The organism is Rhodococcus sp. C-2 (assembly GCF_027854095.1).
GTDB classification, from domain to species: Bacteria; Actinomycetota; Actinomycetes; order Mycobacteriales; family Mycobacteriaceae; genus Rhodococcus_F; species Rhodococcus_F qingshengii.
This window is the reverse complement of sequence record NZ_JAQGFI010000004.1, coordinates 185,362-205,401: the sequence shown is the minus strand read 5'-3', so window position 1 is coordinate 205,401 and position 20,040 is coordinate 185,362. Positions and strand designations below refer to the sequence as shown.

21 protein-coding genes are annotated in these 20,040 nt (G+C 62.3%); 12 read left to right on the top strand and 9 right to left on the bottom strand.

The features are described from left to right. Positions 1 to 2: 2 nt before the first annotated feature. Both PCS43_RS10085 and PCS43_RS10080 read right to left on the bottom strand, forming a co-directional pair. Positions 3 to 1,298, bottom strand: coding sequence for a thymidine phosphorylase (locus PCS43_RS10085; protein WP_042449637.1), 1,296 nt, complete (start codon positions 1,296 to 1,298; stop codon positions 3 to 5). Then, positions 1,291 to 1,695: a cytidine deaminase gene (locus PCS43_RS10080; protein WP_042449639.1), complete on the bottom strand. Its 405-nt coding sequence runs from the start codon at positions 1,693 to 1,695 to the stop codon at positions 1,291 to 1,293. Before PCS43_RS10080 ends, PCS43_RS10085 begins: the two co-directional genes overlap by 8 nt. Positions 1,696 to 1,948: 253 nt before the next feature. Here PCS43_RS10080 and sdhC point away from each other — a divergent pair, with 253 nt between their 5' ends. Genes sdhC through PCS43_RS10060 form a run of 4 tightly spaced genes read left to right on the top strand, consistent with a single transcriptional unit; the run spans position 1,949 to position 5,344 of the window. Beyond that, the gene (sdhC, locus tag PCS43_RS10075; protein WP_020969155.1) at positions 1,949 to 2,353 is read left to right on the top strand and encodes a succinate dehydrogenase, cytochrome b556 subunit; all 405 of its coding nucleotides are present in this window, start codon (positions 1,949 to 1,951) and stop codon (positions 2,351 to 2,353) included. A 1-nt stretch (position 2,354) separates the two neighbouring features. Further along, the gene (locus PCS43_RS10070) at positions 2,355 to 2,810 is read left to right on the top strand and encodes a succinate dehydrogenase hydrophobic membrane anchor subunit (protein WP_003940699.1); all 456 of its coding nucleotides are present in this window, start codon (positions 2,355 to 2,357) and stop codon (positions 2,808 to 2,810) included. Positions 2,811 to 2,825: 15 nt separating this feature from the next. Beyond that, entirely contained in the window at positions 2,826 to 4,577 is a 1,752-nt protein-coding gene (sdhA, locus tag PCS43_RS10065) for a succinate dehydrogenase flavoprotein subunit (RefSeq protein ID WP_003941011.1), read from the top strand. Further along, positions 4,577 to 5,344 (top strand): succinate dehydrogenase iron-sulfur subunit, encoded by a 768-nt coding sequence (locus tag PCS43_RS10060; RefSeq protein ID WP_003940925.1) that lies wholly within the window; start codon positions 4,577 to 4,579, stop codon positions 5,342 to 5,344. The genes sdhA and PCS43_RS10060 overlap by 1 nt, the downstream gene beginning before the upstream one ends. 58 nt (positions 5,345 to 5,402) lie before the next feature. Here PCS43_RS10060 and PCS43_RS10055 read toward each other — a convergent pair whose 3' ends face one another. Next, positions 5,403 to 6,425 (bottom strand): LacI family DNA-binding transcriptional regulator, encoded by a 1,023-nt coding sequence (locus PCS43_RS10055; RefSeq protein WP_007727328.1) that lies wholly within the window; start codon positions 6,423 to 6,425, stop codon positions 5,403 to 5,405. Positions 6,426 to 6,500: 75 nt separating this feature from the next. Between PCS43_RS10055 and PCS43_RS10050 the strand changes: the two genes are divergently transcribed. Genes PCS43_RS10050 through PCS43_RS10035 form a run of 4 tightly spaced genes read left to right on the top strand, consistent with a single transcriptional unit; the run spans position 6,501 to position 10,196 of the window. Then, positions 6,501 to 7,292, top strand: coding sequence for an SDR family oxidoreductase (locus PCS43_RS10050; protein WP_042449642.1), 792 nt, complete (start codon positions 6,501 to 6,503; stop codon positions 7,290 to 7,292). After that, the gene (locus PCS43_RS10045; protein ID WP_042449644.1) at positions 7,292 to 8,332 is read left to right on the top strand and encodes a Gfo/Idh/MocA family protein; all 1,041 of its coding nucleotides are present in this window, start codon (positions 7,292 to 7,294) and stop codon (positions 8,330 to 8,332) included. Before PCS43_RS10050 ends, PCS43_RS10045 begins: the two co-directional genes overlap by 1 nt. Continuing rightward, entirely contained in the window at positions 8,329 to 9,195 is an 867-nt protein-coding gene (locus tag PCS43_RS10040) for a TIM barrel protein (RefSeq protein ID WP_042449645.1), read from the top strand. The genes PCS43_RS10045 and PCS43_RS10040 overlap by 4 nt, the downstream gene beginning before the upstream one ends. Next, positions 9,192 to 10,196 carry a Gfo/Idh/MocA family protein gene (locus PCS43_RS10035; RefSeq protein WP_080726628.1) on the top strand — a complete coding sequence of 335 codons (1,005 nt, stop codon included), beginning with the start codon at positions 9,192 to 9,194 and terminating at the stop codon, positions 10,194 to 10,196. The genes PCS43_RS10040 and PCS43_RS10035 overlap by 4 nt, the downstream gene beginning before the upstream one ends. 59 nt (positions 10,197 to 10,255) lie before the next feature. Here the strand turns inward: PCS43_RS10035 and PCS43_RS10030 are convergent, their stop codons facing one another. The 4 genes from PCS43_RS10030 to PCS43_RS10015 form a co-directional block, all read right to left on the bottom strand. Then, positions 10,256 to 11,068: an ATP-binding cassette domain-containing protein gene (locus tag PCS43_RS10030; RefSeq protein WP_007727336.1), complete on the bottom strand. Its 813-nt coding sequence runs from the start codon at positions 11,066 to 11,068 to the stop codon at positions 10,256 to 10,258. 3 nt (positions 11,069 to 11,071) lie between these two features. After that, positions 11,072 to 12,130, bottom strand: a complete 1,059-nt coding sequence (locus PCS43_RS10025; protein ID WP_003940759.1) for an ABC transporter permease — start codon at positions 12,128 to 12,130, stop codon at positions 11,072 to 11,074. Between the two features lie 63 nt (positions 12,131 to 12,193). Then, positions 12,194 to 13,195, bottom strand: a complete 1,002-nt coding sequence (locus PCS43_RS10020) for a substrate-binding domain-containing protein (protein WP_042449647.1) — start codon at positions 13,193 to 13,195, stop codon at positions 12,194 to 12,196. Positions 13,196 to 13,355: 160 nt separating this feature from the next. Next, positions 13,356 to 14,357, bottom strand: coding sequence for a LacI family DNA-binding transcriptional regulator (locus PCS43_RS10015; RefSeq protein ID WP_042449649.1), 1,002 nt, complete (start codon positions 14,355 to 14,357; stop codon positions 13,356 to 13,358). A 115-nt stretch (positions 14,358 to 14,472) separates the two neighbouring features. Here PCS43_RS10015 and PCS43_RS10010 point away from each other — a divergent pair, with 115 nt between their 5' ends. From PCS43_RS10010 to PCS43_RS09995, 4 genes are all read left to right on the top strand, one after another. Next, positions 14,473 to 15,498, top strand: coding sequence for a Gfo/Idh/MocA family oxidoreductase (locus PCS43_RS10010; protein ID WP_042449651.1), 1,026 nt, complete (start codon positions 14,473 to 14,475; stop codon positions 15,496 to 15,498). Continuing rightward, a complete protein-coding gene (locus PCS43_RS10005; protein ID WP_080726629.1) occupies positions 15,495 to 16,271 on the top strand; it encodes a TIM barrel protein in 777 nt (258 codons plus the stop codon). Before PCS43_RS10010 ends, PCS43_RS10005 begins: the two co-directional genes overlap by 4 nt. A gap of 173 nt (positions 16,272 to 16,444) precedes the next feature. Further along, positions 16,445 to 17,629, top strand: coding sequence for a phytanoyl-CoA dioxygenase family protein (locus PCS43_RS10000; RefSeq protein ID WP_042449653.1), 1,185 nt, complete (start codon positions 16,445 to 16,447; stop codon positions 17,627 to 17,629). A gap of 61 nt (positions 17,630 to 17,690) precedes the next feature. Then, positions 17,691 to 18,008: a hypothetical protein gene (locus tag PCS43_RS09995; protein WP_235808399.1), complete on the top strand. Its 318-nt coding sequence runs from the start codon at positions 17,691 to 17,693 to the stop codon at positions 18,006 to 18,008. A gap of 39 nt (positions 18,009 to 18,047) precedes the next feature. On the opposite strand, the gene PCS43_RS09990 is transcribed toward PCS43_RS09995, so the two are convergent. Beyond that, positions 18,048 to 18,473, bottom strand: coding sequence for a hypothetical protein (locus PCS43_RS09990; RefSeq protein WP_230793217.1), 426 nt, complete (start codon positions 18,471 to 18,473; stop codon positions 18,048 to 18,050). A gap of 58 nt (positions 18,474 to 18,531) precedes the next feature. After that, the gene (gene iri, locus PCS43_RS09985) at positions 18,532 to 19,968 is read right to left on the bottom strand and encodes a rifampin monooxygenase Iri (RefSeq protein ID WP_042449655.1); all 1,437 of its coding nucleotides are present in this window, start codon (positions 19,966 to 19,968) and stop codon (positions 18,532 to 18,534) included. Positions 19,969 to 20,040: the final 72 nt, after the last annotated feature.

Genomic DNA, 20,040 nt, shown 5'->3' with positions numbered 1-20,040 from the left:
CGCTAACGCGAATCACCCACAATTCGCTCGATGAGCAACGGTCGCGAAACGGTGTCGGAATCGGTCCCGATCGACCATCCACCGCCGAGGCTTCGTCGCGCTGCATCAAATCTCTCGGGAGTGTCGGTGTGCAATGTCATCAGCTTCTGCCCGGCACGGACCACGTCGCCAGGCTTTGCATGCATCTCGATGCCGGCACCGGCCTGAACGGCTTCGCCCTGCCGTTCGCGTCCGGCTCCCAGTTTCCAGGCCGCGATGCCCACCGCCATGGCGTCGAGTCGGGTCAGTACGCCGTCTCGGTCCGCGGTGACGACGTCGCTGTGCCGGGCCACCGGCAGCGTCGCGTGTGGGTCCCCACCTTGTGCGGCGATCATCGCGCGCCACCGGTCCATTGCCGTGCCGTCGGCCAGTTTGTCGGCGGGGTCGATACCGTCGATCCCGGCCGCTGACAGCATCTCCCGAGCCAGGACCAGGGTCAGCTCGACGACGTCCGACGGCCCGCCGCCTGCCAGCACCTCGACGGATTCACGTACCTCGAGGGCGTTGCCCGCCGTCAATCCGAGCGGGGTGTCCATCCCGGTGATGAGAGCGCTTGTACGCACGCCGGCGTCGTTGCCAAGCTCGACCATCGTGCGTGCCAACTCTCGCGCGTCGCCGAGGTCCTTCATGAACGCTCCGGAACCGACCTTGACGTCGAGCACCAGGGCGCCGGTTCCCTCGGCAATCTTCTTGCTCATGATCGAACTTGCGATCAGCGGAATGGATTCCACCGTTCCGGTCACGTCGCGCAGCGCGTAGAGCTTCTTGTCCGCGGGGGCCAGATTCGCTCCGGCAGCGCAGATCACCGCGCCGATTTTCGGATCCGAGAGAATGTCGACCATCTCCGTCGCCGTGAGCTCGGCTCGCCAACCTGGAATGGCCTCGAGCTTGTCGAGAGTTCCACCGGTGTGGCCGAGTCCGCGGCCCGACAACTGCGGGACTGCAAGACCACAGGCAGCGACGAGGGGTGCAAGCGGAAGGGTGATCTTGTCCCCCACTCCACCGGTCGAATGCTTGTCGACGGTGGGCAGCGGCAAGTCCGAAAAGTCCATCCTCCCGCCGGATTCGATCATCGCCTCGGTCCATCGACCGGTCTCTGCTCGCGACATTCCGCGGAAGTAGATCGCCATCGCGAGCGCCGACATCTGCTCGTCGCCGACGACCCCCTCAGTGAACGCCTGAACTATCCAGTCGATCTCGGTTCCCGACAGCTCGCGGCCGTCACGCTTGGCGCCGATGATGGAAACTGCGTCAAACATGGCGGAGCCCCTCTGCTTGTTCCGGCCCGAAAGCATCAGGCAACAGCTCGCTCAGCGGCTTGAACCCACTGCTCGTGTCGACAAGCATCTCACCCCCGCCGTGCTCGAGAAGAAGCTGTCTGCACCTGCCGCATGGCATCAGAATCGAGCCCTTCGCGTCGCAGCACGTGAAGGCAATCAGCCGCCCGCCCCCGGTGGCGGCCAAGTTACCGACGAGTCCACATTCGGCACACAGGCTCAAACCGTATGAGACATTTTCCACATTGCATCCTGAGACGATCCGACCATCGTCTACCAGGGCAGCTGCACCCACTGCATAGCCCGAGTACGGTGCATAAGCCTGCCGCATGACCACTTGCGCGTTGTGCCGCAACAACTTCCAGTCGATGTCACCCATGGTTCGTTATCCAATCACGCCGACTGAATGGATGCAGAAACCACGCCGAAACCGTCTCGGCGAGATTGGAAAGGCAAACCTTACAAAGAGTTTGGTACGCGTACGAATCCCGCATCTGATTAGTTCCCGGTTTCACATAGGTTTAGAGTCTGAGTCAAGTCGGTTCAGGATCCCGTCGAGCCCGGGCTGAGGTACATCGAAGCTCTCTGCAGGCTCGACGCGTCCACCAATGACGTTGGAGGCACAGCACTCGATGAGTACTACGACTGAAGCCGCTCCTCAGAAGGAGCGCACGAGGTCGCTTTACCGGGGCGACCCCGGAATGTGGTCCTGGGTTCTACACCGGATCACAGGCGTCGCTACTTTCTTCTTCCTATTCGTACACGTTCTCGATACGGCACTCGTTCGGGTCAATCCCGATACGTACGACGCCGTCATCGACACGTACAAGAACCCCCTCGTCGGCCTCATGGAGATCGGCCTCGTCGGCGTAGTCCTCTACCACGCCCTCAACGGCGTGCGCGTGATGTTGGTGGACTTCTGGTCGAAGGGCCCGAAGTACCAGCGCGTCATGCTCTGGACCATTCTGACGATCTGGTTCCTGGTGATGATCCCAGGCGCCGGACGCATCCTCATCAACATGTTTGCGGAGCACTGACATGGCGACTACTCACGGACCCGAAGCCAAGAGCCTGGGCACCTCATACGACCGTCCCGCAAGCCTGGACAACCCGCGGTCCCCGCGCGCGAAGGCTCGGAACAACTTCGAGTTGTACGCATGGCTCTTCATGCGCTTCTCCGGCGTCGCCCTGATCGTTCTGGTCCTGGGCCACATGTTCATCATGCTGATGCTCGACGGTGGCGTTCACCGTTTGAACTTCGCGTTCGTCGCAGGTCGCTGGTCCAGCCCGTTCTGGCAGTTCTGGGATCTGACGATGTTGTGGCTGGCACAGCTGCACGGCGGTAACGGTCTGCGCACGGTCATCGCGGACTACTCCCGCAAGGACTCCACGCGCTTCTGGCTGACCACGATCCTCGTTCTCTCGATGATCCTGATCATGGGCCTGGGCACGTACGTCATCTTCACCTTCGACCCCAATATCTCGGCGAGCTAGGGGAGCACAGACTTCATGCAGGAACATCGTTATGACGTGGTCATCGTCGGCGCCGGTGGCGCAGGCATGCGTGCGGCAATCGAAGCTGGCCCCCGTGCCCGCACGGCCGTACTGACCAAGCTCTACCCCACCCGCAGCCACACCGGCGCGGCCCAGGGCGGCATGTGTGCCGCACTGGCGAACGTGGAGGAAGACAACTGGGAGTGGCACACCTTCGACACCGTCAAGGGCGGCGACTACCTCGCCGACCAGGACGCCGTCGAGATCATGGCCAAGGAGGCCATCGACGCGGTGCTCGACCTCGAGAAGATGGGTCTGCCGTTCAACCGCACGCCCGAAGGCAAGATCGACCAGCGTCGATTCGGTGGCCACACACGCGACCACGGCAAGGCACCCGTCCGCCGTGCGTGTTACGCCGCCGACCGCACCGGTCACATGATCCTGCAGACGCTCTACCAGAACTGCGTCAAGCACGACGTCGAGTTCTTCAACGAGTTCTACGCGCTCGACATCGCCATCACCGAGACCGAGGACGGCCCGGTTGCCACCGGTGTCATCTGCTACGAGCTCTCGACCGGCGAGCTGCACATCTTCCACGCCAAGTCGATCGTCTTCGCGACCGGCGGCTCGGGACGCATGTACAAGACGACGTCCAACGCGCACACCCTCACCGGTGACGGCATGGGCATCATCTTCCGCAAGGGCCTGCCCCTCGAGGACATGGAGTTCCACCAGTTCCACCCGACAGGACTCGCCGGTCTCGGCATCCTGATCTCGGAAGCCGTCCGCGGTGAAGGTGGCATTCTCCGTAATGCCGACGGTGAACGCTTCATGGAGCGTTACGCACCCACCATCAAGGACCTCGCTCCGCGTGACATCGTGGCGCGTTCGATGGTCCTCGAGGTTCTCGAAGGCCGCGGCGCCGGCCCGAACAAGGACTACGTCTACATCGACGTGACGCACATCCCCGAGGAAGTTCTCGACGAGAAGCTCCCCGACATCATGGAGTTCTCGCGCACCTACCTCGGCGTGGACCCCGTCAAGGAGCCCGTGCCCGTCTACCCGACGTGCCACTACGTCATGGGCGGTATCCCCACCAAGATCAACGGTGAGGTGCTGCGCAACAACGACGAGATCGTCAAGGGTCTGTACGCGGCCGGCGAATGCGCCTGTGTCTCCGTACACGGTGCAAACCGTCTCGGTACCAACTCGCTCCTCGACATCAACGTGTTCGGCCGTCGCGCCGGCATCGCTGCCGCCGAGTACGCGAACTCCACCGAGTTCGTCGACATGCCGGAAACCCCGGCCGCGATGGTCGAAGACTGGGTCGGCGTCATCCTGTCCGATCACGGCCACGAGCGCGTTGCGGACATCCGCACCGAGCTGCAGCAGTCGATGGACAACAACGCCTCCGTCTTCCGCACCGAAGAGCGCCTCACCCAGGCTCTCAAGGATGTGCGTGCTCTCAAGGAGCGCTACAACCACATCACGGTCCAGGACAAGGGCAAGCGCTACAACAGCGACCTGCTCGAGGCCATCGAGCTGGGCTTCCTCCTCGAAATGGCAGAGGTCACCGTCGTCGGCGCCCTCAACCGCAAGGAATCGCGCGGCGGCCACGCTCGCGAGGACTTCCCGGATCGCAACGACGCCGAGTACATGAAGCACACGATGGCGTACAAGGAGGGTGACGGCCTGCTCTCCGACATCCGTCTGGACTACAAGCCGGTGATCCAGACCCGCTACGAGCCGATGGAGCGTAAGTACTGATGTCTGCGCCTGCTGTAGATGCACCCAAACTCCCCGCTGTTCCCGAGGGGGCCGTCATGGTCACTCTCAAGATCGCGCGGATGAATCCCGAATCGGGCGAGGGCCAGCACTGGGACAGTTTCCAGGTCCCGGCACTGCCCACCGACCGTCTGCTCAACCTGCTGCTGTACGTAAAGGGTTACCTCGACGGCACCCTCACGTTCCGTCGCAGCTGCGCACACGGTGTCTGTGGATCGGACGCCATGCGGATCAACGGTGTGAACCGTCTGGCCTGCAAGCTGCTGATGAAGGACATGCTGCCCAAGGACGGCAAGCCGGTCACCATCACGGTCGAGCCCATCAAGGGCCTGCCCGTCGAGAAGGACCTGGTTGTCGACATGGAGCCCTTCTTCGACGCATTCCGCGCCGTGAAGCCGTTCCTCATCACCAGTGGCAACGAGCCCACTCGTGAGCGCATCCAGAGCCAGCACGACCGTGCTCGTTTCGACGACACCACCAAGTGCATCCTCTGCGCATGCTGCACCACGTCGTGCCCCGTGTACTGGAGCGACGGCAGCTACTTCGGTCCCGCTGCCATCGTGAACGCACACCGGTTCATCTTCGACAGCCGTGACGAGGCCGCTTCCGAGCGTCTCGACATCCTGAACGACAAGGACGGCGTGTGGCGTTGCCGCACCACGTTCAACTGCACCGACGCGTGCCCCCGCGGCATCCAGGTGACAAAGGCTATTCAGGAAGTCAAGCGAGCACTGCTCTTCGCTCGATAGTCAGGCCTTCGGCCCTGTGCGCGGTTAGGGAGTCTCCGGACTCCTTGACCGCGCACAGCTATGTCGGGGGCATGTTGAGCGGTGTCACGACTTGAACCGGTGACGTCGTAAAGCCGAAGTGAGCGCCCATGGCGCCGTGTTCCTTCATGACCACCTGACAGGCAGTGCGAACATCCGCACGCAGATCGTGGTGGAGCACCGCCGATATTCGCTTCTCCCCCAGCAACTTTCGATTGTCACCGTCGAGATCGTGGGCGATGAAGACACTGCACTCCCGGTTCAGTTCGTCGAACGCGTCGACCGTGGCCAGGTTGCCACCACCGATCGAATACACGGCACGGATCTGCGGATCGGATTCGAGTGCCGCTCGCACCAGTTTCCTACTCGTCTGATCCAGACCGTCACTGTTCGGAATGTCGATCAACCGTCGATGCGGAGCTGAGACTCGCATGGCGGAGCGAAATCCCATCTCCCGTTCTTCCTCCCCGCGGAAGAACCCGCTGCTCATGCTGACCAGCACGTTGCCTTCCCGATCCCCCAGCCACTGATCTATCAAGTACGCGGCGGTGGCCCCGGCGGCTCGGTTGTCGATGCCGATGTAGGCGGCTCGCCTGCTGCCGGCAACGTCGGTCACCAACGTGACGACCGGAATCCTTGCCGCCACCAACCGGTCGATCGCCGACACGACTTCCGGAGTGTCGGGAGCCTTGACGATGACTCCGTGGGAGCCGCGCCGGCGAATCTTGTCGAGCGTCGACGTCATCGCTTCTACCGAACCGGTTTCACGAAAGTGAAACCTGGAACGAACAACAGCGGGTGCAAGGGTGGGCAGTTCGGCCTCGAGCGCGTCACGGACGGCGTCGGAAAACCTTGCAGGAGTTTGCAACACGACGTCGACGATGAACGTGCGACCGACCAGTTTCAGTTGCGAGCGTTGACGTTCCAGGTCCGTGATCGCCTGGCGAACCTCCGATCGTGTGCCGTCGCGAACTCCAGGACGGTCGTTGAGCACCCGGTCGACGGTGGCCTCACTCAGGCCCGACTGCTGAGCGATCTCCCGTACTTTGAATCGATGCGCCACAACTACCTCACGATGATGGATATTTGATGGTTTTTTGCTGTTGCTCGAGGTCTTCGTCACAGCCAGACTAAACCCATGACTTCTACGCCGGGCGTAACCAGGCCCGCACTCCTGGCCGACACCGTCTTACTGGTCAGTGGCGGCTCGCAAGGCGTCGGCGCCGGAATCGTACGCGCCGCAGTCCGTGAGGGCGCTCAGGTGGCTTTCACCGGCCGACGCCCGGACGTCGGAAAGGCTCTCGAGACAGAACTTCCGGGAACTCACTTCATCGAAGCCGATGTGGCACAAACGGATTCCGCGCTCGACAGCGTGGCCGAGACGATCTCTCACTTCGGCCGCGTGGATGCTCTGGTCAATTCCGCCGGGCTCACTTCACGCGGAACGCTGCTCGACACCACCGAAGAACTCTTCGACCAGCACATCGCGGTGAACCTTCGCGGTCCGTTCTTCACGATGCAGGCAGCAGTCAAAGACATGCGCGAGCGTGCGGTCCCCGGGTCCATCGTCAACATCATCTCCACGTCCGAACTCGGCGGGCAGCCGTATCTCGCGCCGTACGTGGCAGCGAAGGCCGGGCTGGCGGGGCTGACCCGCAACGCCGCCCATGCGCATCGCTGGGATCGTATCCGGATCAACGGTCTCGACATCGGGTGGACACAGACCGAGGGTGAAGACCTCACGCAGAGAGCTTTTCACGACGCTGGTGACGACTGGCAGGAACGTTCGGGCAGCACCCTCCCCATGGGCAAGCTCGGACAGGTCGACGAAATCGCCGACTTCGTCGTCTTCCTGCTCTCCGATCGCAGCGGAGTCGTGACGGGTTCGATCATCGACTGGGACCAGAACGTCTTCGGAGGGCTGGACTGATGGGCGCTCGCATCGGAGTCGTCGGCCTCGGACGAATCGGCAGCTACCACGCCCGAAATCTACTGACGCTAAACGGCGTCGACGCACTGGTTGTCACCGATGTCGACGCACGTCGAACCTCGGACGTGGCAAGCGAACTCGACGTGGAGTCCGCTGCCGATCCCGACGCGCTTCTAGCGTCAGGCATCGACGGCGTTCTGATCGCCGCGCCGTCGAGTTCACATGCCGAATTGATCGAAGCCGCTGTCCGCCTAGACATCCCGACGTTCTGCGAAAAGCCGGTAGCCGACTCCATCGAATCCTCCGTTCGTGTACTCGCGACTGCCGAGCAGACGTCGGTACCAGTCCAGATCGGATTTCAGCGCCGATTCGACCCGTCATTTGTGGCGGCGTACGACGCGGTTCGATCTGGAGAACTCGGTTGGATCCACACTCTCCGATCGACCACCCTCGACCCCGCTCCCCCGCCGATCTCGTACATCGAACACTCAGGCGGCATCTTCCGCGACTGCTCGATCCACGACTTCGACATCGTACGGTGGATCAGCGGCCGCGAAGTCACCACTGTTTTTGCCACCGGCTCGAATCAGGGTGATCGCGGGATCGCCGATGCCGGTGACGTCGACACCGCCGCAACGGTTCTCACTTTCGAAGGCGGAACCATCGCGGTCGTGTCGAATACCCGCTACAACGGCCGCGGCTACGACTGCCGACTCGAGGTACTCGGCTCGGCGGACTCCGTCGTTGCCGGGCTGGACGACCGCTTGCCACTCCGCTCCCTCGACCCCGAAACATCGTTCCCCTCGAAGGAGCCGTACACGTTCTTCATGGACCGCTTCACGTCCGCCTACCGTGCGGAACTCGAAGCATTCCTCGGCGTTGTCGCCGGGCGTCGGGAATCACCGTGCACGCCCGCAGATGCGGTCGAGTCGGCCTGGATCTCCGAAGCTGCAACGCACTCTCTGCGCGAGGGTCGGCCCGTCACGATCACCGAAGTCAAAGATCTGTTCCTTCACGACAAGAATGAGGCACACACATGAGCACTCCTCGCATCGCCGGCGCACCGATCTCCTGGGGCGTGTGCGAAGTCCCGGGCTGGGGCTACCAGCTCGACCCTGCGCAAGTCCTCCGGGAAATGCGCGAAGTCGGTCTGGCGGCAACGGAAATCGGACCGGAGGGCTTTCTGCCGACTGCACCCGCCGAAATGGCCAAGGTGCTCGCGGATCACGATCTGAGCGCAGTCGGCGGGTTCGCACCGGTACTGCTGCATGATCGCGATCATGATCCGGTTCCCGGCATCTCCCCCATCCTCGATGGTTTCGTCGCCTCGGGTGCCGAGGTTTTGGTCCTGGCCGCCGCGACGGGTTCCGACGGCTACGATTCACGCCCGGAACTGGACGAGCAGAGTTGGAAAACCCTGCTGCACAATCTCGATCGCCTCACCGACGCCGCGGCCGAGCGCGGAATCAGGGCAGTTGTCCACCCTCACGTCGGAACGATGATCGAGCAGCGCGACGAGGTCCTGCGAGTGCTCGACGGCTCGGCCATCCCCCTGTGCCTGGACACCGGCCACCTGTTGATCGGCGGCACCGATCCGGTCGACCTGGCGCGTCAAGCTCCCGAGCGCATCACCCACGTGCATCTCAAGGACGTCGACGATGCCCTCGCATCACGCGTTCGCAGAGGTGAGCTCACCTACACCGACGGCGTGAAGGCGGGAATGTACCGTCCACTCGGTGGCGGCGACGTCGACATCGCCGGTGTCACAGCCATATTGCAGCGCCACGGTTTCGGCGGGTGGTACGTGCTCGAGCAGGACACCATTCTGGCCGAAGCGCCGTCGGACGAGGGACCGGTGCGCGATGTGCGAGCGAGCGTCGAGTATCTGCGGTCGGTTCTGTGACACCTCCTACCCCGCTGCGGATAGGCATTCTGGGAGCCTCACGCATCGCCGAGAACGCGATGATCAAACCTGCAACGGCCACCGGGCACCGCCTGGTGGCCGTTGCCGCACGCGACCCCGAGCGGGCCAGAGCCTATGCGGCCCAGCATGAGATCGAACGGGTGGTCGGTTCGTACGCCGAGCTGATCTCGGATCCGGAGGTGGATGTCGTCTACAACGCGCTGCCCAACAGCCTGCACGGACCGTGGAATCTCGCCGCCGTTCAGGCCGGCAAGCACGTGCTGACGGAGAAACCGTTTTCGAGCAACGCGGTGGAAGCGCGTGCTGTAGCCGAGGCAGCACGCGTGAGCGGCGTGACGCTGCTCGAGGGGTTCCACTACCTCTTTCATCCGGTGAACCGGCGCCTGCTGGATCTGGTTCGAAGCGGCGCCGTCGGCGCGGTCACTCGGGTGGAAACCGTACTGCGGATGCCCAAACCATCCGAGAATGACCCGCGGTGGGAGCTCGCCTTGGCAGGCGGGTCACTGATGGACCTGGGCTGCTACGGGTTACATGCTTCCCGGACGCTGAGTGACGTCTGTGGTGGTGCGCCAGTGGTGACCGAGACCCGCCACGAGGAATATGCTCCGAGGGTTGATTCGTGGTTCGACATCGAACTCGAATACCCCAGCGGCGCCACGGCATCCGTGGTGACCACGATGTTGGACGAGCGGTATCACTTCACCTTCCGAGTATTCGGCACTGAAGGAGACGTCCTGGTACACAACTTCCTGCAGCCGGACATCGACGACCGTGTCTCCGTCACGGCCGGTGGGCGCACGAGCGTCGAGCATCTGGGCACGAAGTCGTCGTACACCTATCAACTCGAAGCGTTCGCCGATCATCTGTCCGGGGTCTCGGCGCTGCCGATCGGGCCGGGCGACGCGGTAGCCAACATGACGATGATCGACGAGGCGTACATGCATTCCGGCCTCGGGGTTCGGCCGACGACCATCCTCTGACGAAAACGACTACAGCCTCGGTTCGATTCGAACCGAGGCTGTAGTCGCGAGGTTTTGATCTAGCGGCGAAGCTCGTGGGTCAGCGTCTCGAGCTCGTCACCGCCCGCCATCTCCTTGGTCAGTTCTTCGAGTGAGATGTCGTCGTACTTGGCGTCGAGCTTCTGCCTGCCTCGGTTGAGGAGCACGAAGTGATCGCCGACCATGTACGCGTGGTGCGGATTGTGCGTGATGAAGATGACGCCGAATCCCTGTTCCTTGGCAGCGGTGATGTAGCGCAACACCATTCCCGACTGCTTGACGCCGAGCGCTGCTGTCGGCTCGTCGAGAATCAGCACGCGCGCGCCGAAGAAGATGGCGCGGGCGATGGCAACACACTGACGCTGACCGCCCGAGAGACTACCGATCGGTGCGTCGACGTCAGGTAGTTCGATGCCCATCTTCGACAGTTCCGAAAGAGTCGTCGCGCGCATGGCGTTGGCGTCGAGCGACTTGATCAGACCGCCCTTGCGCAGTTCCTGCCCGAGGAAGAAGTTGCGCCACACCGGCATCAACGCAACGACGGCGAGGTCCTGATAGACCGTCGCGATGCCTTTGCCGAGCGCTTCTTTCGGCGAGTGGAACGTTGTCGGTTCGCCGTCGACGAGTAGTTCACCTTCGCTCTGTTGGTGCAGACCGGCGATGATCTTGATCAGCGTGGACTTGCCTGCGCCGTTGTCACCGAGCACGCCTGTTACTTCACCCGCACCGACGCGCAGGTTGATTCCCTTGAGCGCGATGATGTTTCCGTATTGCTTACCGACGTCCTTGAGCTCGATCAGTGGCACGTTGCCGCCCGAGTTCGAGAGAGCGGGAACTTCAGCTGTGGTACTCATGTGTCACCTTTTCGCAGCGTAGTTGCGGAATGCGTTGTTGGCGATGACCGCGAAGAGCAGCATGGCGCCGAGGAAGAACTTGAACCAGTCCGGGTTCCAGCCTGCGTAGACGATGCCCTGGTTGGTCATACCGAAGATGAATGCACCGATCGCAGCGCCGATCGCGGTTCCGTAACCACCGGTGAGCAGGCAACCGCCGATGACTGCGGCGATGATGTACAGGAACTCGTTACCGACACCCTGACCGGACTGAACGGTGTTGAACGAGAACAGCAGATGCATGCCCACGAACCAGGCAGCAAAGCCGACGGTCATGAACAAGCCGATCTTGACTGCGGTCACGGGCACACCGATCGCGCGGGCACTGTCCTGATTGCCGCCGACCGCGAAGATCCAGTTGCCGATCTTGGTCTTGAACAAAACAAATGTTGCAATCGCGGTGAACAGCAGCCACCACACGACCGTGATCTTGACGGACACCCCGAAGACCGAGAACGACGACGCGAATACCTTTTTGGCGGAATCGAATCCAGCCATGTCGGAGACGCTGGGTGTGGCCACCTGACCACTCACGAGCTTGGTGACGGCCAGGTTGATACCGGTCAACATCAGGAAAGAACTCAAGGTGATGAGAAAGCTGGGAATCTTCGTCTTCATGACGAGGTAGCCGTTGAAGAATCCGACGGCGAGCGAGACGACCAGCGCCAGAATCGCGCCCACCCACAGGTTGAGGTGCAGGTTGTAGGCGATCATCGACGCGGCGAGCGAGGACGTGGTGACTGCGACGCCGGCGGAGAGGTCGAACTCGCCGCCGATCATGAGCAGGGCGACCGCGCAAGCCATGATGCCGATCGTGGAGCTGGAGTAGAGCACTGTCGCAAGCGCTTCCGGCGTACGGAACGGTGCCGCGACGATACAGAAGAAGATGAAGATGGCGATGGCGCCGACAAGTGAACCCATCTCCGGGCGGAGCAGCAGACGCTGAATGCGCTTTTGCTCCTTCACCCGTTCATCGGTCACGACTTTATGGGCGGCAAGGTCGAGATCTGCCTGAGTGGACATGATTTCCCTTCCGTGCTGGACAGGCGCACGGAGGGCGGACTCTCAGCCCTCCGTGCGCCCGGATCAGCGAGTTCCGTTCTTGGCGTACTCGGCGACCGAGTCGATGTTGGTGTTGTCGATGAACGCGGGTCCGGTCAGGGTGGGCAAGCCACCACCGATCACGTTGCCGTTGTTGAGGTAAAGCCACAGCGAATCGATGGCGAGGTAGCCCTGCAGGAAGGGTTGCTGGTCCACTGCCCACTGCACGTCACCGGATTTGATGGCGTCGACGAGCGCCGCGTTGGTGTCGAAGGTGACGACCTTCGCCTTGCTGCCCGCATTGCCGACCGACGTCACGGACGTCAATGCGAACGGCGCACCGAGCGCGAGAACTCGATCGATTGCCGGGTCCTGTTGAAGTTTCGCGGTGATGGTCGACTCCACCGACGGCATGTCCTTGCCGTTGACGTTGAGAATCTCCGTCGTTCCCTTGAACGACTTCTTCACACCGGCACAACGTGATTCGAGGCTCACGTTGCCCTGCTCTTGAATGACGCACAGCACCTTGGTGGCTCCTTCGGTGTTGAGTCGCTCGCCCGCAGCTTCACCGGCAATCGACTCGTCCTGACCGAAGTACTCCTTGACGCCCATGTCCTTCCAGGTTTCGAGGCCCGAGTTGAGGGCGACCACCGGAATGCCCGCGGCGGTGGCACTTTGGACCGCGGCAACCATGGCGTCGGGCTTCGCGAGGGTAACGGCAATCCCGTCGACCTTGCTGTCGATCGCGCTCTGAACCAAGTTGGCCTGATTCGGTGCCTCGGGATCGGCGGAGTACCGAAGTTCGATGTTGTCCTTCGCCGCTGCGGTTTCGGCTCCCTTGCGCACCAGATCCCAGAACGTGTCACCGGGAACTTCGTGGGTGATCATCGCAATGGTGGCGCGGGGCGTGTCCGCCGTACCCGCGCCCATTCCGGATCCGGATGAATCCGGCTTACCGCCGGTGCTGGAACAGCCGGCCAGACCCAAGACCACGACTGAGGCTCCGGCCAGTACGGCAACGCTCTTGCGCCCCGTGAGAAACGACATGTGAACTCCCTCTCGACATCAACCAACGGCCCGCGAACGGATGGTGCTCGGTTGTATGTGAAAGATGTAATACCCGTCACAGTCGAATGTCAATAGTTTGTTCTGACATTAGGACTGCTTATCAAAGAACAGACAAACTGAAGGGAGTGGAAAGGCCAGGTCAACGCGCTGCAGGTCCAGTTGAACCTCGAACCACTAGTTGTGGTTGCGCGACTATGTCCTTGCCCAAGAGTCCACTTCCGGCGTCGAGACGTTCGGAGATTCGCTCCACCGCGGCGCCACCCAGAAACGCCGTGTCCTGCCCGACACTGGTCAGATCGATGTGCGCCAAACCTGCCAATGCACTGTTGTCGAATCCGATCACGGAGACGTCGCCGGGCACCGAGACTCCCGCACGCAAGAAGACGTCCAGGACTCCTAGCGCGCAACGATCATTGAAAGCGAAGACCGCACCGGGAATCCCTTGTTCGACCATCGACCGCGCGGCGTCCGCGCCGAACTCCTCCGTGAGGCCGCCGGGAAGTATCCGCGATTCCAGTCCGGCCGCCCGCATGGCCTTCCGGTAGCCCTGACGCCTCTCCTGGGCGCCCGGACCGCGTCCGCCGTCGACATGGACAATCGAGCGGTGCCCGAGTCCGACGAGATGATTCACGGCCATCACGGCGCCCGCCTCGTCGTCCGTGCGGACAACGTCCACCTGTGCTGAGGGCATCTTCCGGGCGAGCACGACGACGGGAACCTTGGCCGCCAGGTCGACGATCTCCGATTCCGGCGCCTGCGAACCCAACAGCAAGATCGCCTCGCATCGGTCGTCGAGCAGGGTGCGCACGGCGCGCGAGCCAGGCCTGCGGTCCGAGACGGCGCTGAGAACGACGTCGTAGCGCAAGCGTTCGGCTGCGTCGTAGATCTCGTCGAGCAGCTCCGCGTGAAAGGTTTGCGCGGCAACATAACTGACACCGATCAGGCGGCTGCGATGCTGGCGCAGCAGTCGCGCCGCGTTGTCGGGTCGATAGCCGAGTTCGTCCGCGGCCGCCTTGACCCGTACCCGCGTCGCATCGCTGGCACCCGGGACATCACGAATGACGATGGACACCAGTGCGCGTGACACACCGGCCAGGTCTGCTACGTCTTGCAAGGTGGGGCGTCGACTGTTCACCTCCACAGACTAGATCGTTCCAGCGAATACACGCCGAAACGTTGACGCACGAGGCAACCAGCGCTTTACTGACACGACTAGAACGATCTAGTTCCTCATCCTCACTCCGAACGGAGCCCCCATGTCTGCCTCTGTTGCAGTCGGTCTGATCGGCGCTGGATGGATCGGCCGTTTCCACGGCGAGTCCGTCGCGCTGCGTATCCCCGGCACCCGTCTCGTCGCCGTCGCCGATCCTGCGCCCGGCGCTGCGGCGTCGTTGATCGAACGTGTCAGTCCCGACGCCCGCGCGTACACCGACGCCCTTGAGCTGATTACCGATCCGACCGTCGAAGCGGTGCTCATCAGTACGCCCGCATCAACTCACACCGATCTCGTGGTAGCAGCAGCGGAGGCCGGCAAGCATGTCTTCTGCGAAAAGCCGATGGCTTTGACACTCGAGGACGCCGATCGCGCAATCGGCGCATGCGCCGCGAACAATGTTGCGCTGCAGGTCGGTTTCAACCGGCGCTTCGCCGCCGACTTCGCCGCGGCACACGACGTGATCACCTCCGGTGGGATCGGGACACCGCAGCTACTTCGCTCTCTGACTCGCGATCCGGGAATCACCGCCGACGTCGCCTCTCGAGTCAAGCCGTGGACGATCTTCAACGAGACACTGATTCACGACTTCGACGCCCTGCTCTGGCTCAACCCGGGGGCACGCGTCGTCGAGGTGTTCGCGCAGGCCGATGCTCTCGTCCATCCGCAGTACAAGGAGCAGGGGTACCTCGATACGTCGATGGTTCAGTTGCGGTTCGACAACGGCGCCTTCGCGTCGGCCGAGGCCAACTTCCAGGCCACCTACGGTTACGACGTTCGCGGCGAGGTTTTCGGTTCCGGTGGAATGGTGAGTGCAGGCGAGGTCACGCGGACCGCGATGCGTCATTACAGCTCACCGGGCGTTCGGGCCGACACACCTCGGGTGAACATCGAACTGTTTCACGACGCCTATGTTGCCCAGCTAGCGCACTTCGCAGACTGCATCCGCTCCGGCAGCGCGCCGTCGGTCGACGGTCTCGATGCTCGCAACGCCCTGGAAATCGCACTGGCTGCAAAAGAATCCGTGGAAACCGGACTGCCCGTATCGCTGCTGTCGGTGCCGCAGTGAGCCCCTTCGATTTGGCAGTCTCTGCCGAGATGACGTTCACCGAACTCCCTGTCGTCGAACGCATTCGGCGGATCTCGGAGGCGGGGTTCGCAGCCGAGATCTGGAGTTGGCAAGACAAGGACCTCGATGCTCTGGTCGCCACCGGGGCTCGGTTCTCCTCGATGACCGGCTATCTTCACGGCGATTTGTTCGACGAAGCGGGCAGCGCCGAACTCGTACGTACAGCGGCGCTATGCCTCACGCCGGCAGCGAAACTCGGCGTTCCTCGGCTGAACTTCCATACCGGCGAGCTGATCGACGGACAGGCCGCGCGCCCGCAGTATCGAACTACGGGAGCGATGTGGCTGACGGCCCAACGCGCTCTCGAGAAGATCGCGCGACTGGGTGAAGACGCCGGAGTCGTCTTCTGCCTCGAGAATCTCAATACGATCGTCGATCACCCTGGCGTACCGATGGCCAGAGCCAAAGACACTCTGGCACTGGTGGAATCCGTCTCACACCCCAACCTCAAGATGATGCTCGACCTCTACCACGCACAGATCGGCGAAGGAAACCTCATCGAACTCGTGCGGCGTTGTGGTGACAACATCGGCGAGATTCAGGTGGCCGACGTACCCGGCCGATGCGAACCCGGAACCGGCGAGATCAACTACCCAGCCATCGCACGCGTTCTCGCCGAGCAGGGTTACACCGGCACGATCGGATTGGAGGGCTGGGCATCCGGAGACAGTGACACCGCACTCACTGCTTTCCGGAACGCCTTCACTCTCTAACTCTCACCCAGGAACGTGATCCCGTCGTAGCGCGCAGATCTTCCGTCACCGGTCGAGTCCACGGGGAGCGCTTCCTGAGGTCTTTTTGATGGATTTCAGGGGTAGTTTCGATGGCTTTTCCTTGGCAGTCTTTGAGTCACAGCACATCGTGAACTCCGCAGGAAGGCCCCCGAATGACTCCAGCACTGACCGACCACACCGTGCCGTTCGCGGGTAGATTGCACCGAGAAGATTGCAACATCGAAGACTTCGCCGCTCTGGTCGCACACGAGACAGACCCCGTCGATTACCCGTACGCCCATTCGGTGGCCGACGGCGTTCTTCTCTACCGCTCGGATGCTCTGGTCGACAAATTGTCGAATCCTGAAATCCGGGCCGAGATTCAGGACGAGATCGCCCGCGCGTTACTCACCGGTCCAGGCATCACGGTCTTCCAAGGCGCGTTCGACGCGGAGGTATTGGATCGCGCCAGTGCGGTCTTCCGCGAACTCATTGCGCGCCAACACGAATCCGGCGCGACGTCCGGGGATCACTTCGCCAAACCCGGAGCCAATGACCGGATCTGGGGAGCACAACTGAAGTTGGCGCTCGAAGATCCCAAGGCTTACGTCGACTACTACGCAAACAGCATTGTCGCTTTGGCTTCGGAAGCCTGGCTCGGCCCCATGTATCAGGTGACGTCGGACGTCAACGTCGTCAATCCCGGTGGCGCCGCACAGAATCCACATCGCGACTACCACCTCGGCTTCATGTCGAGCGACGTAGCTGCGAAGTTCCGGGCGCACGTTCATCGCTTGACCCCCGCCCTCACCTTGCAAGGTGCAGTCGCCCATGTGGACATGCCGGTCGAGACGGGCCCGACGAAATATCTGCCGTACTCCCAACAATTCGAATCCGGATACCTCGCGTTCGAGCGTCCCGAGTTCAAGGAGTTCTTCGAGGCCAATTACGTCCAATTACCTTTGGAGAAGGGAGATGCCGTCTTCTTCAACCCTGCACTGTTCCACGCCGCCGGCCACAACAAATCCGCCGACGTCCTGCGCATGGCAAATCTTCTTCAGGTGTCGTCAGCCTTCGGTCGCGCCCTCGGAACCATTGACCGGGACGCGCTCGTCAACGCGATCTATCCGGCACTGCTCGCCCTCAGCGAAGCAGGTTCCGACGAGTCCGTTCGCTGTGCCGTCGCCGCTTCCGCTGAGGGCTACGCCTTCCCGACCAATCTGGACCGAGACCAACCGATCGACGGCCTCGCGCCTCAGACGCAGGCCGAACTAGTGATGGAGGCGGTTCGCGAGCGGATCTCGCCTGACCATCTGGCCGAGTTGCTGAAGGCACAGTCCGAGAGACGAATGGCCTGAGGGACGACAGCGCTGACGAGACTTGGACCGCCCAATGCCGGTCAGTCGGTATGCTCGTGGCATGGGGTGGGACTTGTTAGTGCTGTTCGCCATGATCGGCCCGTTGGCCGTGTTCGGGTGGGCCGCCGTTCGGGCGAAGCGCCGCGGACTCGGCGGATCGTTCGTCGGGCCGTTTCAGGAGATGTTCGATCCCGGTGCGGCGCGAGCACAGACTGTCATCGAACAGATCGCGGAACTTCCGGATCCTGCGGACTCCGGCGACCCGGACAACGACGACGATGTGCCGTACACAGTCGCCTACGAGGGTGTTCGGCTCCACATCAACCCCGGTAAGGCTCGACAGCGCGGAGGCGACGGGACCACCAAGCGAGCTCAGTGAAAGTCGGACCGGATACAACACGAGGAAGAACTGGTTCAGTCAGGGCCGGCGAAGTTGATAGGTGACACCGTTCTCCAACTCATCTGAGCTGAAGGACTCCGGAGAGAAGTGGCCCAAGCTCACCTCAGAGTTTCTCTGGTTTGCGGGGACGGCATCAAAATGTGCGGTGTAGGAGCAGGTGCTCATTCCGTCGGGAAGTTGATCGATTGCCTCGACCTCGAGTGCCGACCTTGTGGATGCAGCGCCGCTGCCCCCGAAAATCTGAATCTGGTCGTTCGGAGCAACACGAATCATGTCGATCACGCACTCTCCAGAGACCGTCTCGGCCTGCTCTGCCTGACCGGTCACCGTTATCGTGGCGGCAAAGGTTTTCGGCACATCGACATTGGTCGTGCAGCTTGTCAGCATCAGCGCTCCCACAGAGCCCGCTGCCGCAGCCGCAACCTGTGCTGACCTTCGCCTCATAGTCGTCAACGGTAGTGCGTCCGAGTCGCCACGGTGCTCGGTTGCCGAATCCGAAGAGTCACACGGGGCCCGTCGCCGGCCGGCCGAACCACGTGGACAGCTGAGTATCCAACTCCGCCTGCGAATCCCCCACCCATGCCACGTGACCGTCCGGTCGAAGCAGGACAGCCGGTGAGTCCAATTCGGTGCTGGTGTCGACTACGTGGTCGACTCGATCGCTCCAACCATCTACCGCCAGTTGGCTACCCTGGTCGAGAAGAAGTCCGCGGCCGGATCGCATCAGGTCGTACAGGTTGCCGCGGGTCAACGCGATGTTCCGCAGCCGCCGACCGAGTAGGTCGTCGCCTTCGCCGAAATCGTAGCGAATCGAGATCGCAGTGATCTTCTCGGTCAGATAGCGCTTGACGTCTTCGAATTCCATCAGCTCGGAGATCAAGCGCCGCACGGCTTGTGGACCGGCAGCGGTGGAGATCAGCTCCGCCTGCGCGCGCGTGTTGTCGAGAACGTCGGCAGCCACCGGACGCCGTTCCGATTCGTACGTGTCGAGCAGGACGTCCGGTGCCCAGCCGTTGATCTCGGCGGCGAGCTTCCAGCCGAGGTTGAAGGCATCTTGCACACCGAGATTGAGACCTTGACCGCCCATCGGTGGGTGGATGTGTGCGGCATCGCCGGCGAGGAACACCCGGTCGCGCCGGTAGTGCTCCGCTAGACGGGTGGCGTCGCCGAAGCGCGAGAGCCACCGCGGCGAGTGCACACCGAAGTCGGTACCCGCAATGGCCAGTAGCTGTTGTTTGATGTCGTCGAGGGTGGTCGGTGTTGCGCGACCGTCGGCAACTTCGGCCGCAGGGACCACGACACGAAAAGCGCCGTTACCGGCGGGACCGACTCCGAATCGTTTGTGCGTTTCCCGGATTTCGGCGACAACGGCGGCCAGTTCATCAGCCGGCATGGTCACGTCCATTTCGCCGATCAACGTGTCGGCGCTCGACGGCTCGCCGGGAAACCCGACGTCGATCAGCTTCCGAACAGTGCTGCGGCCGCCGTCGCAGCCCACGAGATAACGCGCGTGAAGTGTTGTGCCGTCGGATAATTCCGCTGTGACGCTATCGGTATCTTGACGGATCGCGACGACGCGCTTCCCTCGCTGAATGTCCGCACCGACTTCGGTGGCATGTTCGGCAAGAATCCTGTCGATCTCGGGCTGAGGAATGCCCAGTACGTACCCGTGCGCAGTATCGAGGTGCGCCGGTGCCGGTTTGCTGATCCCCGCGAAGAATCCACCGAGCGAATACTTGCGGCCGTGCGCGAGGAACTTGTCCAGCAACCCGCGCTGCTCCATGATTTCGATGCTGCGCACATGGATGCCGAGGGCACGGACGAACTGAGTCGGCTCCTCGTCCTTGTCCACGACGACGACATCGACGCCCTGCAGCCGGAGCTCACCTGCCAGCATCAATCCAGTTGGTCCAGCACCGACAATGATGACGTCACTCATGCGATCCCCTCCTTCGGGCAAGGCTTTTGCTTGCTCGCAGCAGACGAGTGTGCACCATCACCGGGGCCTTGC